Origin of the sequence: Synechococcus sp. MIT S9220 (assembly GCF_014304815.1) — a bacterium.
Taxonomy (GTDB): Bacteria; Cyanobacteriota; Cyanobacteriia; order PCC-6307; family Cyanobiaceae; genus Synechococcus_C.
In genome coordinates, this window is record NZ_CP047958.1 from 1,845,890 (window position 1) to 1,860,764 (window position 14,875).

The following is a 14,875-nucleotide window of genomic DNA, read 5'->3' on the forward strand; positions in this document are numbered from 1 at the left end:
TGAATCAAAAATTGTGCGCAACGTAAGATAAATGGAGAGTTCTCTACCAAATTGGAAGATCAAACTCAGGCACTTCTTGCAGAACTGATTCGACAAGCTCTTATCAGAATCCACAGTGGCGAAGCAGGTGCCGACTCAGCACTTTACAGAGCTATCTACACTCTTCAGGAGCAAAATATCATCGAAAACATAGCATCAACTTTGCAATAAATTCCAATCTCCTCAATGATTGCAAAATGCAAGAAAAAAGCGAAAAAGAAGACAAAAACTCAATCTAAAAGCAAGATTCTAACCATCAGCTTACCAAATAAATATAGCCAGACACCAAATTCATGGAGAGCCAAATCAAAGCCGAGAAATAAACAGCAGCAAAGACAAACTCTTCAATAAATCCAAATGAATTCATGTGCTCAGTAAAGCGTTGCTCTACGGATAAATTGCATTGCAGCAAGTGCTCCTAAAAAGAAGACTGTTGGGATACCCAATGCATTCACGGCCAGAGTCCTAACGGTAAACACAGGGTATCCTCCATCTTTCCTTTTGAAAGGTGCCAATGGGCTATCGATCCACTCTTTACGATTCTGAATCGAAGGCACCCCAAAAAACTGTTTTCCCCAGACAAGAATTTCCCATCGGGTTAGCCAGAACGCTGTGCTGATGACTGAGAAGGCTATTGGGGAAGCAACCAATAGGATCTTGTAGTTGAACACAACAACAACGTCGTTTGCAACAGACTAGAAGGACGTCATGCTCTCTAAGTATTGATTGATGCACAATTTTGGCCTCAATGCGTCACCCGCATTGACTCATTTTTATCAATCAGATTGATAGCGGCAAGGTGATTTTTTCAGGGATCCATGCATCATTTGCACTACAAAACCGGGGAAATGAATCAATCCGCCTTGATTTGCATCGACAATGCCAATCCTGATGCGGCAATGAGCAACATACACATCAATTTCGACTCATGATTTTACGCACTGCCGATACAGATGTTTCAAGCAAAAGCTTCGTGCAGCTGAGACATTCGACCATCTTTAAGAAACATATTGGTTCATTGACAGACAAGAAATTGGGTCACCTGCTTAAGCAATTTCCTGATTGATCAAGGCACAACTTGAGCACAAGTCTGAAATAGCAAACCCAAGCCCACAGGCTTCTCTGCGCAGTGAGGGCATGACAGCCTTGGGTGAACAAAGACTCACGACCCGCCTGATAACCACATGGACAACACGCTGGTGTGTGGGCCTACAACCGGGTCAGCAACCGTGGTGCTGGCCCATGGTGCCGGCGCTGGCATGGAGAGTCCTTTTATGCAGCACATGGCCGAAGGACTTGCGCAGCAGGGGTGGCAGGTGATCCGCTTCGAATTTCCCTATATGGCCCAGCAGCGCGTCAGTGGTCGCAAAAGACCACCCAACAAAGCTGACATCCTGTTGCAGTGTTATGCCGAGCAACTCCAGTCTCTTCCTGCCAAGCAGCCGCTGATCATCGGAGGCAAATCCATGGGTGGGAGGATCGCCAGCCTGCTTGCCGATGCGTTGTGGAGCCAAAACAGGATTCTGGGATGCATCTGTCTGGGCTATCCCTTTCACCCTCTTGGCAAACCAGAGACATTGCGCGTGGAACATTTGCAGAATCTGCAAACGCCAACCCTGGTGATACAGGGAGAGCGGGATGCGATGGGCAACAGGAAGGACGTGAACAACTATGCGCTGTCAGAGCAAATACAACTCGCCTGGATGCCCGATGGTGATCACAGCTTCAAACCACGCAAACAATCAGGGCATAGCGAACTTCAGAACTTGAATCTGGCTGTTGAACACATGCATGACTTCCTCAGCAAGGTGGTGCAGCCAGCAAGCTGAGGGTGGTCCATCACGTCTGGTTGCCACCCAGCATGTCGTCGTACCCCTCGTAGGGGTTGTATTCCGCCCAGCCAGGACTGGCCTGATCCATTAGGCCGAACTCACCGTCAATCATGTCGGCCCGGGTGTTGCCATAAGGAACTGTGTTGCAAGTGATCCCACCACCCGCAACAGGCTTGCAGTCATCAAAACGCACCTGCCCCCGAACAGGATTGGCCAGACTGGTGCCGATCGTGACCAGAGCGACAACGCTCGTTAACAACACGCGCACGACGCTTGATGCATGGAACCCCATTGTGAATGGGATCGTGAGCAGTGGATCAAAGGCCTGCACAGAGGCGTTCACTGTCCCGCAATGTCTCAAAAACTTTCTGACCCCGTTGTTCACCAAGCTGCACCATCACCACTTCCGCCTGCACACCAAGCAGCAGGGTCTGGCAGGGATAGAGCTGGCGATCGGCGGCACGACGCTGCATCGCCTCAGTGAGCATCAGAGCTCGATCACAGCTGGGTGCATCAGCGCTCTTAAAACATGCCAAAAGAAGCGGACGCACTCCATCGAGAGACGCTGCATGACCCGGCGCTGCAACACTGCCAATCACAAGAGCAATCGTTCCAGACATCCATGCCCTGAGCAAATTGTTCAAGAGGTTGTTACCCAAGAGGTGTAAAAAGAGCAACGACTTGACGTGCTTCCAAGCATTCACAAACCAACTCTTGAGCTGGCCGCGAGAACAACTGAAAGAATGAGATCACTCGATCGATGATCGGATGTATACCGACTGGACCGCAGTCGCACTCTTACTGTTCACGGCTGTACCCCTGTTGGCTGTCGTGGCAGCAGCGGCATTTTTTATTTGGCAAAAGCGGAAATCACCGCTTTCTTGATGACCACTTCTTTGAGCTTTTCAGATCCCTCCTCGAGGGAGCCAACGACAGAACGCGCTGGGAATGTTGATGTTGTGGGAGAGGCGACAGGCCGAAGCACACCTCTGCCCAGACAGTCATGACAGGTCCGGAAGCGCTGCTCGCTGATGCGTTTAATTCCACTGCCTCCGCAGCTGGAGCAGATCGCCATGCCTGAACCAAAAAAACCAACTTCAGTGTGGAAGCCACAAGCGGCTGCGATCCCGAAGGATTCCTTAAGAATCTGGGTCATCCCAACATCCCTGCAGCGGCAGGGGTCGAGCCTGAATCTCTTGCAGCAGCTCGCAAGCCGATAAGGAGCAGTGCTCGTCGACCAAACCCAGCGAAGCGGCCAGCCATCCCACCACCTGCTGCGATGACCACTGCTTCTCCTGAAGAGGTGCCAACCCTTCGGCCTGTTCACGTTTGGAGAGCTTCTGCCCTTTCGAATCGCAAAGCAGCGGTGTGTGTCGATAGCTGGGCGATTGCTCCTCCAGAGAGGCGATCACCGCCTGCTGGGCAAGACACACGGCAGCCAAATCAGAGCCCCGAACCACCTCGGTGATACCCAGTGCCAGCTCGTCCACTGCCGTTGAAAGGTGATAGGCGATAAATCCATCGGCTCGGCGCAGAACCAGATCACCGCAGCGGGGTTCATCCACGGCCTTCACTTTCAGCCTCCAGGCAGGCAGACGTCCATCCTGCAGACCCCAGCCCCTTGCCATCTCCCTACAGGTTCCTGGATAGCGCCGACCGGCACCCAGCTGACGACGACTGCAGCGGCAGGGATACAGCAGCTGGTCACGCCGAAGTGCAGAGAGGCAGGAGTTGTATAGCCCGAGCCGCTGGCTCTGCATGATCACTGGACCATCCCAGTGCAATCCAAGCCATTGCAAGTCTTCGAGAGCTGAGTCGACCGCGCCAAGCCGGATGCGCGGAGTATCGAGATCATCAATCCGCAGCAACCATTCACCACCCTGAAGACGGGCCTGCAACCAGGAGATCAGCGCCGTGCGCAGGTTGCCCAGATGCAGGGGACCCGAGGGAGTCGGAGCGAAACGGCCGCGATAACCCAGGAGACGCTGTTGACGCCCCTGCTCAAAAACGGCCTGGAGACAATCAGGAAGGTCCACACAAGAAAGGGTGGCCCGAGAGGACCACCCCGATCAAGCGTTCAGGCAGTCAATCAGCCCTGAACACGATCCTTGAACATCTTGCCTGCGGTGAAAGCGGGCACGCGCTTGGCGGGGATCTTGATCTTTTCGCCGGTCTTGGGGTTCAGACCCTGACGGGCAGAGCGCTCACGAGGCTCAAAGGAACCGAAACCAAGGATGGAGACCTTTTTGCCCTCCACAACGGAATCGATGATGGTTTCGATGGCGGCATCCACCACCAGAGACACATCGGTCTTGGTGAGCTCGGTGCGGGCGGCAACCAGGTTGACGAGATCAGCTTTGTTCATTGGGTGGGGGAAAGTGGCGGAAGCGGTTGGATCGACGATGCGGAGGTCGACATCCGCACGGCTTCCCTAGGCGGGCTAATCGTATGGAGACAATCGCTGTGCTGCAACCGAAAAACACCGTGCCGCAATGCTTTCACCGAATCTCATGTGAATCAGACCGTGTCAAATGCTGCATTGGCCTGCTGATTCCAGCTGTTAAAGGGAGCCAGATGACTACCACGCAGAGCACCTAGACCAGCCCCAGAAGCCAGTGCCGGAGCGGCTTCTGAAGGAAGCCACCGGCATAATTGACGCAGACTGTGCTGCTGCCGAGGCCAGTGAAAGGTGCGCCGGTGCTGCAAAGGTGCCAATTGATCCTTGGCCACTGGCACAAGCAAACGTCCGCAGAACAGCACATTCACAGGCAGCGGCGCATGCACAACGGCATGACCAGGCGTAGGGCCTGGCGTCCAGAGCAGTCGCAGGCCTGAAGGCGTGACGGTCTCCTCGGAGAACGTTTCGAGCTGCTCAACGCCCGGCAACAGATAGGCCTCCTGTTCCTGGACGAGCACGGGCCATTGCATGCGCTGCTGCAAACTCCGCAAGCGTCCATGGCTCTCTCGACTGGTGAGAAGAATGCGGGCGCAACGGCCTTGCGCCAGTTCCCGCAGAGCCTCCAAGGTGGCTTCGCTGAGCGGCGGACAGTCGATCAAAACGGGCTCAGGGTCGACGTCGAGCCACCAGGACGAGCCACCACGACAGTCGCGGTTCGGCGGAAACAGCCAGAGATCAGGCCGGATTTGCACAGGCGGGCGGCCTGGCTCCAGCGAGGAGGTCATCACAGACACGATGAATCACCGGAGCTATCACTACTTTGAAGGCTTCACCCGCCTCCTGGGAGTGGATCTTTGAGCACGGTCCGGCGAGGCAAGCCTTGGCCTCTTGGCAGCAGCATCACCGCCGATGGTGTGAATTTCTCGGTGGCAGCGCCAGGTGCAAACCGGGTTGAACTGCTGATTTTCTCCACCGCTGAAGCCAGCAGTCCAGAGCAACTGATCGATCTCAACGACAGCAACCACCGCTCTGGCGATTACTGGCATGTGGAGGTGGAGGGACTGACGGCAGGTTGCTGCTATGGCTATCGAGTGTTCGGGCCGCTCGCACCGGGAGGCCATGGCTTCCGGCCCGCGAAGGTGCTGTTGGATCCGTGTGCTCGCGCGATCACGGGCTGGTCGATTTATCAACGCGAAGCCGCCACCGGTGCTTCACCGAACACCCATTGCTGCCTGAAAGGACTGGTCTGCGAACGGGACCGCTTCGATTTCGATGCGCATCCCAGACCTCGACACAGTTGGCAGCAGACGGTGATCTACGAGCTGCATATTGGAGGCTTCACCCAACGCAGCGACAGCGGCGTGGCTCCTGATCGACAGGGCAGCCTGCTGGGAGTGATCGACAAGATCCCGTATCTCAAGCAGTTGGGCGTCACCACGATCGAACTGCTGCCCGTGCAGGCCTTCGATCCCCAGGATGCGCCTCCTGGGCGAGACAACATCTGGGGCTACAGCCCACTGAGCTGGTTTGCTCCGCATCAGGGCTATGTGGGCGGCGGTGACCCCATGAAGGCCAGAGATCAGATGCGCGATCTGGTGGCGGCCTGTCACGACGCTGGCCTGGAGGTGTTGCTTGATGTTGTCTACAACCACACCACCGAAGGCAATGCTGATGGCCCCACCCTGAGCTGGCGTGGCTTCGCCGATCGCACCTACTACCACCAGACCGATAAGGGTGATTACCAAGACGTAAGTGGCTGTGGCAACACCATTGCCGCCCACCATCCGCTCAGCCGTGAACTGATTCTGGAGTCGCTGCGCTGCTGGGCACTGGAACTGGGAGTGGATGGCTTTCGCTTCGATCTCGGCATTGCCCTGAGTCGCGGCGAAGGTCTGAAGCCATTGGACAAACCCGCACTGTTCGAAGCGATGGAGGCTGACCCGCTACTCAGTGAGCTCAAGCTTGTGAGCGAGCCCTGGGACTGCGGTGGTCTCTATCGACTGAATGACTTCCCGGCTCGGCGCATCGGGACCTGGAACGGGCGGTTTCGTGATGCCTTGCGCAGCTTCTGGAAAGGCGACGATGACAGCACTTGGGCCATGGCACAGCGGCTGCGCAGCAGCCCTGATCTCTATGACGGCAAACCCGCAGGTTTAGGCAGCTCCGTGAATCTGCTCACGGCCCACGATGGTTTCACACTGATGGATCTGGTGAGCTTCAACAGGAAGCACAACCTCGCCAATGGTGAAGACAACCGCGACGGTGAAAATCACAACAACAGCTGGAATCACGGAGTTGAAGGTCCCAGCAGTGACCCTGCCATCACTGCTCTGCGCAAGCGTCAGCAACGCAACATGCTGAGCACCCTGCTGCTGGCGCGCGGCGTACCGATGCTGTTGATGGGCGACGAGGTTGGCCGCAGCCAGGGAGGCAACAACAACACCTGGTGCCAGGACACACCGCTCAGCTGGATGATCTGGTCCGAGGAGCACTGCGATACAGAGCTGCTCACCTTCGTGCAGCGACTGCTGCGGCTGCGCTCAGAGCTCGCCGAGCTGTTGAACCCAGTGATGAGCCACTACGAACCGCAACAGCAGCGACGCAACAGCGATCCCGATGGTTTGTGGCGCCAGTGGCATGGAGTGGAACTGGGCAAGCCCGACTGGGCCAGCTGGTCCCACTGCCTGGCAATGAGCCTGCATCGCGGCAAACGCGGAGCAGTTCTCTGGGCTGGCTTCAACGCTTACTTCAAGGCCATGCACTTTGATCTGCCCCAGCCGGCATCTCCCTGGCACCGCCTGATCGATACGGCCCTTCCTGCCGGTGAGGACCTTCCCCAGACCCTGGAACCTTGGAGTCCGGACGGCGTCCCCCTCGAAGCCCGAAGCCTGGTGGTGATGGTGGCTCGCGAGTACGCCGACAACATCAAGCTCTAAGAAGCAAGCCCAAAGGCCTGGAGCAATAAAACAAAGCGGGCGGCGGGAATCGAACCCGCATCATCAGCTTGGAAGGCTGAGGTTTTACCACTAAACTACGCCCGCATTGATACAAACGAACCAGATTCCAAAAGGGCGGAGCTGGTGCGGTCATATCCCCAAGCATTATGACGGTCAGCGAGCCCCCTCATTCGGATTGACCACTTCTGCAGCTCGCCCTGAGGGCTCCCGCCGCCGTCTGATGTTTTCGTATGGACTTGGAGACGCAGGGACCGGACTCGCCGCGACAACACTCGGTTTTTACCTGTTTCCCTTTTTCACTTGTGCAGCAGGCCTTCCAGCGTTCATTGCTGGCTCACTGCTCACGGTGATCAAAATCTGGGATGGCGTGAATGATCCGCTGATCGGCTGGATGAGCGATCACACCACAAGCCGGTGGGGGCCAAGACTTCCCTGGATGTTTGGGGCCGCCCTGCCGTTAGGCATCAGCTTGGCCGCCATGTGGTGGGTTCCAGAGGGAGACATCACCCAACGCACGCTGTATTACGTGCTGATGGCCATCCTGCTGATGACCGCTTACACAAGCGTGAATCTGCCCTTTGCCGCGCTCTCTACAGAACTCAGCCCAGACACTGCAATCCGAACCCGTCTCAACGCAGCTCGCTTTACCGGTTCCATCATCTCAGGAACGATGGGGTTGCTCGTTGCCTTTTTTGCTTTGCGCGAAGGCGGAGGCGGCTATGTCTTGATGGGACAAATCACTGGCACGATCGCTGCCTTAGCGACCTTGCTCTGCTGCTGGGGTTTGGCCCCCTATGCCAAAAAAGCTCAACAACCAAGTTGCAATAAGGAGCCTCTACGCAAACAACTTCATCGCATTCGCTCCAATTCCCGTTTTCTGATGGTGCTGGGGCTGTATCTGCTGCTGTGGTTTGGCCTCCAGCTCATGCAGGTTGTTGCACTGATCTGGCTTGTTCAAGTCATTCACGTTCCGGCAAGTATCGCCACCTTGCTCCTGCTCGCTTTCAACATTGCGGCCTTGATCGGACTCCAACTCTGGAGCGTGCTGTCCAACCGCCATGGGCGAATCAAGGCTCTCGGCTGGGGGTCGAGCATCTGGATCACCGCTTGCCTGCTCTCGATGGCCCTATCTCCAATCGCTGAAAACAGTGGCCGAAACGCTTTGATTCCCGTTGTCACACTGATCATGCTGGTTGGGCTGGGCGCATCAACGGCATACCTGATTCCTTGGTCTTTGCTTCCCGATGCGATCGATGCTGATCCAACACACCCCGCGGGTCTTTACACCGCATGGATGGTGTTCGGTCAAAAACTGATCATCGGGCTGAGCATGAGCGTGTTTGGCACATTGCTCTCTCTAACGGGATACATCTCCACCAAGAGTTGCGACGGAGCCTTAAATTTCGTCGAACAGCCTCAAACAGCTCTGATTGCCATCCGCCTTTGCATGGGCCTCATTCCAGCAGTTTTAGTGGCTCTGGGACTTGTGGTGATGCGACGCTGGCCTGACCGCGGCGCTCATCTGCAACGCGCATGATGTCTTCCCGCTTCCGAGCCCGCATCCAATCGCCCCGCTGGTTAAAGAGGCTGGGCAGCAGCTTGATCATTGGCGGTCAGGCAGTCACCGCCACCGCCAAGGGAAGGATTAATACTGTCGATCTGCTGGATCAACTCCAGGAAGCCGGACCTGGAAGCTTCCTCATCGTGATCATCACGGCACTGGCTGCGGGCACGGTGTTCAACATCCAGGTCGCCAAGGAACTCAGCAACATGGGCGCCAACTCCACGGTTGGCGGCGTCCTGGCGATTGGCCTGGCTCGTGAGATTGCCCCTCTGCTGACGGCCACCCTGCTCACAGGCAAGGTCGCGACCGCCTACGCGGCACAGCTGGGGACCATGAAGGTCACCGAACAGGTTGATGCCATCACAATGTTGCGCACCGACCCGGTGGAGTACCTGGTCGTTCCCCGCCTGATCGCCATGGTGGTGATGGCCCCAGTGCAGTGTCTGTTGTTCTTTGCTGTGGCAATCCTTGGAGGCCAGATCAGCAGCACTGAGATTTACCAGATTCCGCCCGCTGTGTTCTGGACCTCAGTGCGCACCTGGCTCGATCCTGACGATTTGCCGTTCATGCTGGTCAAAGCCTTGATTTTCGGCCTTCAAATTGCGGTGTTGTCCTGCGGCTGGGGCATGACCACCCAAGGAGGGCCGAAAGAGGTTGGCACCAGCACCACAGGTGCCGTGGTGATGATCCTGGTCACCGTGGCCCTGATGGACGTCTTCCTGACTCAGATCCTCTTCGGAGGCTGAAGCAACCTCTTAACTCCATGACCACAACACCCTCTGAACCTGACCAAAACAGCGTGAGCATCAGCTCCAGCCCCCGTCTGGCGCTGCTGATCATCGTCTTCAGCCTCTGCCTGCTGCCACTGCCGTTCAATCCATGGCCGACCGTGGTGGTGGGGCTGTTTGGTGTTTTCCTATTGGTGCAGACCTACAGCCTGCGGCTGGAATTCACTAACGACACGCTGGTGGTGTGGCGAGGCCAGCAGGAGCTGCGCAGCTTCCCTTACGCCGAATGGCAGAGCTGGCGACTGTTTGCCCCCTGGCTGCCAGGACTGTTTTATTTCCGCGAAATCAAGAGCATCCACTTCCTGCCGATCCTCTTCAACCCTGCTGAGCTGCGGCAACAGTTGGAACAACGGGTCGGCTCCCTGGAAACCCCGAAGCCCTAAGCCAAACCAACACTTGAACACAACGAGAACGTTGTGTTTGGGCCATGAGCCCCGCAATCCGCTGAAATGAGTTGAGGAGAAGCCGACCATGCCTGACGACAACGATCTGCCACTCCAGGACACGCCGCAATCCACAGAGGCAGCCAACGATGCATCCAGCGAGGCATCCCACGCCGCCAGCGAAGACGTGCAGCCTGCGTCTGAAACGCTGATCCAACTGGCCCTGGTGGATCTGCAGACGCGGCGCGACGGCCTCCAACAGGAGATTGAAAGCCTCCAACAGCGCAAGCAGCAACTGGAGAAAGACATGGCCGCCAGCTTTGCTGGCCAATCCGATGCAATCGCCAGACGTGTGAAGGGGTTTCAGGAGTATCTGGGTGGAGCCTTGCAGGGGCTGGCCCAGTCGGTGGAGACGCTGGAGCTAGTGGCGCAGCCTGTGGTGGTGAAGCCTTCACCACTGGATGCCCAGGCAGCCGAAGCCGCCGCCGAACAGGCCATGGCGAACAGCGGCGGCGCGCCGGCGCTGGCCGACACTTTCCGTCCTGACGAAGAGCTGATCCGAACCAACCTCAGGCGTTTTCTGGAGCAGCCCGACTTCTATGCCGAACCCTGGAAACTGCGCCGTAGCCTCGACGACAGCGACATCGCTGTACTCGAAGACTGGTTTTTCAATCAGGGCGGCAGGGGTGCTCAAGCCAGCCGCGGTAGTCGACCTCGCAACGTGCTGCTGGGGGCTGCCCTGATCGCCATCATCGGCGAGCTTTACGGCGATCAGTTCCAGACGCTGGTCCTAGCGGGACAACCCGAACGCCTCGGTGACTGGCGACGAGGCCTGCAGGATGCGCTCGGCCTGGGGCGGGAAGATTTCGGGCCCAGCAGCGGCATCGTGCTGTTTGAACGTGGAGATGCTCTTGTAGAGCGAGCCGACCGGCTGGAGGAGCGCGGTGAAGTGCCCCTGATCCTGATCGATGCAGCCGAACGGGTGGTGGATGTTCCCGTGCTTCAGTTCCCGCTCTGGCTGGCCTTTGCAGCCGGTCCAGGCGAAACCTACGACTACGAAGACGACCTGCTCTGATGCCCTTCTTCACGCTGCTGCTGGGTTACCTGCTCGGCTCCCTACCCAGCGGCTTCCTGGCCGGTCAATGGTGCAAGGGGATCGACCTACGCACCATCGGCTCCGGCTCTACCGGCGCCACCAATGTGCTGCGCAACGTGGGCAAAGGCCCTGCACTGGTTGTGTTCCTAGTGGATGTAGCCAAAGGAGCAGCTGCGGTTCTGATCGCTAGCGCCCTCACCCAGAACAATCCACTCAACGATTGGATCCAGGTGCTGGCCGGTCTTGCAGCCCTGGCCGGCCATATCTGGCCGGTATGGCTCGGCTTCAAAGGCGGCAAGGCCGTGGCCACCGGGCTTGGTTTGTTCCTAGGCCTGGCCTGGCCAGTGGGGCTGGCTTGCTTCGGGATGTTCATGGCCGTGTTCAGCCTCAGTCGGATCGTGTCACTCGCCAGCGTGGTGGCAGCGATCAGCCTGCCGCTGCTGATGGCCGCCGACTCAGGGAGCAACGCCAATCTTGTGGTGGCCCTGGTCGCGATGGCGCTGGTGCTTTGGCGACACCGCAGCAACATTCAACGGCTGATCAACGGCACCGAACCCAAGGTGGGCCTGAAATCTTGAGTGCAGCTGGTGTACCTGAGATGGTCTCCACAGGAGGCTCGCGTCAGTCCAACAGCTCCGTGCAGCAGGCAGAGAAGGCAGCAGTGGGGTCTGCTGACCTGGTGATCGGGCGACCGATCACCAGCTGACTGGCGCCGGCTGCAATCGCCTCAGCAGGACCCATCACCCGGGCCTGATCGCCCACTGCGGTTCCTTTCGGGCGAATGCCTGGCGTCACCAACGCAAATGGATTCGGGTGCTGTGAACGCAGAGCCGCGGCCTCTAAAGGTGAACACACACAGCCGCCGATGCCAGCAGTTGCCGAAAGCTGCGCTAACGCCGGCACGCGCTCGGCGATGCCCTGGCTGATGGCGAGTTCACGTTGCAAACGCTGCTCCTCCCAGCTGGTGAGCACCGTCACCGCCAACAGCGTTGGAGCATTGAGGCCAGCCTGCTGAGCACCCTCCACCGCTGCAGCCTGAGCCGCCTGCAACGCTTCGCTGCCGGCACAGGCATGCACCGTGATCAACTCCGCGCCCAGCGCCGCCGCACGACGACAGGAGCCGGCCATGGTGGCAGGGATGTCGTGGAATTTGAGATCGAGAAACACCCGCAGGCCCTGATCGCGCAGCTGCGCCACAACCTCAGGGCCAGCCTGGACGAACAGCTCCAGACCCACCTTCACCCAGCACAATCCCTCCACCTGAGTGGCAAAGGCCAAGGCCTGATCCGGGGCCATGCCGTCGAGGGCCACGATGATCCGATCGGCGGGATGGATCGCCATTAGCCCACCAGCCGGCGGAAGGTCTTCTTGCCGAGCTGGAGCACCTTGCCTTCGAGTTCAGCCGCCGAGGCGAACTCCTGATTCGGATCGGTGATCTTCTCCCCCTCCAGGCGAGCGGCGCCGCCTTTGATCTGACGCCGGGCCTCGCTGCTGCTGGCGCAGATGCCCACAGCACTGAGCAGATAAAACGCCTTGGCTGGAAAATTCACTGCCGAAAGAGAGGCTTCAGGCACATCCGCTCCGGCATCGCCGCCACTACTCACCAGGGTGGCCGCATCGCTCTGCGCTTTTTGGGCTGCCTCCATGCCATACCGGCTGGCGGTCACAGCCAGAGCCATCGCCTTCTGCTTCTCGCGTGCGTTATCCGGCAAATCCTGCGGACTCAGATCCGTCAGCAAGGTCACGTAGTCATCAATCGCGGCATCGCCGACCTTCTCGAGCTTGGAATACATCGACAGCGCGTCTTCCTCCAGACCCACCGTGTTGCCAAGGCTTTTGCTCATCTTCTGCACGCCATCCAGGCCGACCAGAATCGGCAGCAGCAACCCGAACTGGGTGCCCTTGTTGAAATGGCGCTGCAGATCGCGGCCCATGGCCACGTTGAACTTCTGATCAGTGCCGCCCAGCTCCACATCGGCATTCACAGCCACGGAGTCGTAGCCCTGCAGCAGCGGATAAAGGAATTCATGCAGGGCAATCGGTGCACCACTGCCGTAACGCTTGGAGAAATCGTCTTTGGCGAGCATCTGACCCACGGTGGCGGTACCCAACAAGCCAATGACCTGAGGGAGATCCAAACCTGCTAGCCACTCACTGTTACGGCGCACCTCCAGGCGGCCAGGGGTCTCGAAATCAAGCAGTGCCGTCTGCTTTGGCTGGCCCTGGCCGAGCTGAGCCAGATAGGTGGCGGCATTGGCCTCAACTTCTTCAGCGGTGAGCTGCACCCTTGTGGCGCTCTTGCCGGTGGGGTCGCCGATGCGGGCAGTGAAATCGCCGATGATCAACACTGCTGTATGCCCCGCATCTTGAAAAGCCCGCAGCTTGCGGAACAGGATGCTGTGGCCCAGATGGATATTGCTGCCAGTTGGGTCAATTCCCAACTTGATGCGCAGGGGCCGGCTCTCTTGCTCTGCCTGCCTCAGCCGCGCCGCCAGCGATTGATCGGCGTCATCACCATCGCCGGCTGGAAACAGATCGGCCATGCCACGCGACAGCCATGCCGGCAGAGACGGTGTCGAGGCCATGGGCGAGTGAGCGATTGCGGGCTGAATCGTACGGGCCGCCTCAGCTGGGTGGCTGTTCCAGCTGACTTTTCATCCGCTCCAGGGTGCCTTGCATCTGCTCAAACATCTGCTCCGGGGTGATCCCGAACTGGCCCAACTGACTGCGCAGCTGCTCCACCGTGAGCTTGGCCTGGAAGTCTTCCGACAGCTCAAAGCGTTTCATGAATACGCGGTAGCGCTCCATGAGCTCCTCCATCGTGTCGATGAACTTCTTTTTGCCCTCGCGGTCGAACTTGCCGTAATCGGAACCGAGCTGCATCAACTGCTGGTAGTCGCCGAACAGACGCTTGGCCTCCTCCTGCACGATGTCTGAGTCGAAGAACGCCATGGCCCACCGATCAACTGGCGTGATTCTGAACAATTTGAGCTCCCCGTAACAGTGCGGATCCACGCCCCCTGATTCGGGTCAACATGAATTGGTCAGCGGCAACGGCCTCGAGCCTCTCCCTTCCTTGGATCTCAGCGAACGGATCCCGTCTCTGCAGCAACGGTCACGCCAGGGCCACAGCCTGCTCAAGCGCAGTCGCACCGCCATCGCTTCGGCCGACCTTGTGCTGCTCAGCAGCTGGACGGCCTGGTTCGAAGGCCAGGGACCTCTGGTGGCGGCCTGCACCAGCGAGGACGACTGCCTGCTGAGGCTTCAACGCAGCGCGGCCAACCTGTTGCTGTGTACGGACACCCTCGAGGGCGGCAGTGGCACCAGCCTCGTGCGTCGGGCAAGAGACCACAACCCCGACATCAAGGTGTTGATACTGCTTCAGCGCCCCATCCCGCGCACGATCCTGGATGCCATCGATGCCCGCTGCCATGGGATCTGCTCGGCGCAGGCCACCGGAACGGGCACGGTGGCGGCAGCGCTCACGGCCATCGACACCGACGGGCAGTATCTCGATCCACTGATTAGTGGCGTGTTGCACCACAGCAGGCTGCGCTGCAGCGGCGATCAAGTGCCATTACAGGAACTCACCATGCGGGAAGAGGACGTGCTGCGCGGCCTCTGCCGAGGAATGACCAATCAGGAGATCGCCGACGCTTTAGTCGTGTCGATTGACACCGTGAAAACTCATGTCGGCAGCCTGCTACGCAAGTTGCCGGCCCGGGACCGAACCATGGCTGTTGTCACAGCATTTCGTGAGGGGCTGGTGCAGGTTCCCACCAGGCCGCCGCGCTGGACCTAGGGTCCTGGCCAGGCTG

General features: G+C 58.4%; 18 protein-coding genes and 1 tRNA gene. 8 read left to right on the top strand and 11 right to left on the bottom strand.

The genetic code is table 11. The features are described from left to right. Positions 1–410: 410 nt before the first annotated feature. On the bottom strand, positions 411–554 hold the full coding sequence (gene psbF, locus SynMITS9220_RS10305) for a cytochrome b559 subunit beta (RefSeq protein WP_066910550.1): 144 nt from the start codon (positions 552–554) through the stop codon (positions 411–413). A gap of 669 nt (positions 555–1,223) precedes the next feature. On the opposite strand from psbF, the gene SynMITS9220_RS10310 reads away from it, so the two are divergent. Continuing rightward, on the top strand, positions 1,224–1,868 hold the full coding sequence (locus SynMITS9220_RS10310; RefSeq protein ID WP_186989097.1) for an alpha/beta fold hydrolase: 645 nt from the start codon (positions 1,224–1,226) through the stop codon (positions 1,866–1,868). A 10-nt stretch (positions 1,869–1,878) separates the two neighbouring features. On the opposite strand, the gene SynMITS9220_RS10315 is transcribed toward SynMITS9220_RS10310, so the two are convergent. The 6 genes from SynMITS9220_RS10315 to SynMITS9220_RS10340 all read right to left on the bottom strand — a co-directional run bounded on the left by SynMITS9220_RS10315 (position 1,879) and on the right by SynMITS9220_RS10340 (position 5,054). After that, positions 1,879–2,214: a lactate dehydrogenase gene (locus SynMITS9220_RS10315; RefSeq protein WP_370594333.1), complete on the bottom strand. Its 336-nt coding sequence runs from the start codon at positions 2,212–2,214 to the stop codon at positions 1,879–1,881. After that, positions 2,189–2,491 carry a hypothetical protein gene (locus SynMITS9220_RS10320; protein ID WP_186989099.1) on the bottom strand — a complete coding sequence of 101 codons (303 nt, stop codon included), beginning with the start codon at positions 2,489–2,491 and terminating at the stop codon, positions 2,189–2,191. The genes SynMITS9220_RS10315 and SynMITS9220_RS10320 overlap by 26 nt, the downstream gene beginning before the upstream one ends. Positions 2,492–2,721: 230 nt before the next feature. Continuing rightward, positions 2,722–3,027, bottom strand: coding sequence for a hypothetical protein (locus SynMITS9220_RS10325; RefSeq protein ID WP_186989100.1), 306 nt, complete (start codon positions 3,025–3,027; stop codon positions 2,722–2,724). After that, positions 3,011–3,907 (bottom strand): tRNA glutamyl-Q(34) synthetase GluQRS, encoded by an 897-nt coding sequence (gene gluQRS, locus SynMITS9220_RS10330; protein ID WP_186989102.1) that lies wholly within the window; start codon positions 3,905–3,907, stop codon positions 3,011–3,013. The genes SynMITS9220_RS10325 and gluQRS overlap by 17 nt, the downstream gene beginning before the upstream one ends. A 53-nt stretch (positions 3,908–3,960) precedes the next feature. Beyond that, on the bottom strand, positions 3,961–4,236 hold the full coding sequence (locus SynMITS9220_RS10335) for an HU family DNA-binding protein (protein WP_006043393.1): 276 nt from the start codon (positions 4,234–4,236) through the stop codon (positions 3,961–3,963). Between the two features lie 152 nt (positions 4,237–4,388). Then, entirely contained in the window at positions 4,389–5,054 is a 666-nt protein-coding gene (locus SynMITS9220_RS10340; protein WP_186989104.1) for an MBL fold metallo-hydrolase, read from the bottom strand. 69 nt (positions 5,055–5,123) lie between these two features. On the opposite strand from SynMITS9220_RS10340, the gene SynMITS9220_RS10345 reads away from it, so the two are divergent. After that, positions 5,124–7,205, top strand: a complete 2,082-nt coding sequence (locus tag SynMITS9220_RS10345) for a glycogen-debranching protein (RefSeq protein WP_186989107.1) — start codon at positions 5,124–5,126, stop codon at positions 7,203–7,205. Between the two features lie 34 nt (positions 7,206–7,239). On the opposite strand, the gene SynMITS9220_RS10350 is transcribed toward SynMITS9220_RS10345, so the two are convergent. Continuing rightward, positions 7,240–7,310, bottom strand: a tRNA-Gly gene (locus tag SynMITS9220_RS10350). A 136-nt stretch (positions 7,311–7,446) separates the two neighbouring features. Here SynMITS9220_RS10350 and SynMITS9220_RS10355 point away from each other — a divergent pair. The 5 genes from SynMITS9220_RS10355 (at position 7,447) to plsY (ending at position 11,635) form a co-directional block, all read left to right on the top strand. Further along, positions 7,447–8,763: an MFS transporter gene (locus tag SynMITS9220_RS10355; protein ID WP_186992112.1), complete on the top strand. Its 1,317-nt coding sequence runs from the start codon at positions 7,447–7,449 to the stop codon at positions 8,761–8,763. 23 nt (positions 8,764–8,786) lie between these two features. After that, positions 8,787–9,536 carry an ABC transporter permease gene (locus SynMITS9220_RS10360; protein WP_067093108.1) on the top strand — a complete coding sequence of 250 codons (750 nt, stop codon included), beginning with the start codon at positions 8,787–8,789 and terminating at the stop codon, positions 9,534–9,536. 17 nt (positions 9,537–9,553) lie between these two features. After that, entirely contained in the window at positions 9,554–9,961 is a 408-nt protein-coding gene (locus tag SynMITS9220_RS10365) for a DUF3119 family protein (protein ID WP_115125535.1), read from the top strand. 88 nt (positions 9,962–10,049) lie between these two features. Next, positions 10,050–11,036 carry a DUF3086 domain-containing protein gene (locus SynMITS9220_RS10370; protein ID WP_186989109.1) on the top strand — a complete coding sequence of 329 codons (987 nt, stop codon included), beginning with the start codon at positions 10,050–10,052 and terminating at the stop codon, positions 11,034–11,036. After that, a complete protein-coding gene (plsY, locus tag SynMITS9220_RS10375) occupies positions 11,036–11,635 on the top strand; it encodes a glycerol-3-phosphate 1-O-acyltransferase PlsY (protein ID WP_186989111.1) in 600 nt (199 codons plus the stop codon). Before SynMITS9220_RS10370 ends, plsY begins: the two co-directional genes overlap by 1 nt. A 43-nt stretch (positions 11,636–11,678) precedes the next feature. On the opposite strand, the gene pyrF is transcribed toward plsY, so the two are convergent. Genes pyrF through SynMITS9220_RS10390 form a run of 3 tightly spaced genes read right to left on the bottom strand, consistent with a single transcriptional unit; the run spans position 11,679 to position 14,009 of the window. Continuing rightward, a complete protein-coding gene (gene pyrF / locus SynMITS9220_RS10380) occupies positions 11,679–12,398 on the bottom strand; it encodes an orotidine-5'-phosphate decarboxylase (RefSeq protein WP_186989113.1) in 720 nt (239 codons plus the stop codon). Beyond that, positions 12,398–13,642, bottom strand: coding sequence for a tyrosine--tRNA ligase (tyrS, locus tag SynMITS9220_RS10385; RefSeq protein WP_186989115.1), 1,245 nt, complete (start codon positions 13,640–13,642; stop codon positions 12,398–12,400). The genes pyrF and tyrS overlap by 1 nt, the downstream gene beginning before the upstream one ends. A 40-nt stretch (positions 13,643–13,682) precedes the next feature. Beyond that, positions 13,683–14,009 carry a DUF1825 family protein gene (locus tag SynMITS9220_RS10390; protein ID WP_067095958.1) on the bottom strand — a complete coding sequence of 109 codons (327 nt, stop codon included), beginning with the start codon at positions 14,007–14,009 and terminating at the stop codon, positions 13,683–13,685. A gap of 124 nt (positions 14,010–14,133) precedes the next feature. Here SynMITS9220_RS10390 and SynMITS9220_RS10395 point away from each other — a divergent pair, with 124 nt between their 5' ends. Continuing rightward, entirely contained in the window at positions 14,134–14,859 is a 726-nt protein-coding gene (locus tag SynMITS9220_RS10395; protein ID WP_186989117.1) for a response regulator transcription factor, read from the top strand. The last annotated feature ends 16 nt before the right edge of the window (positions 14,860–14,875 follow it).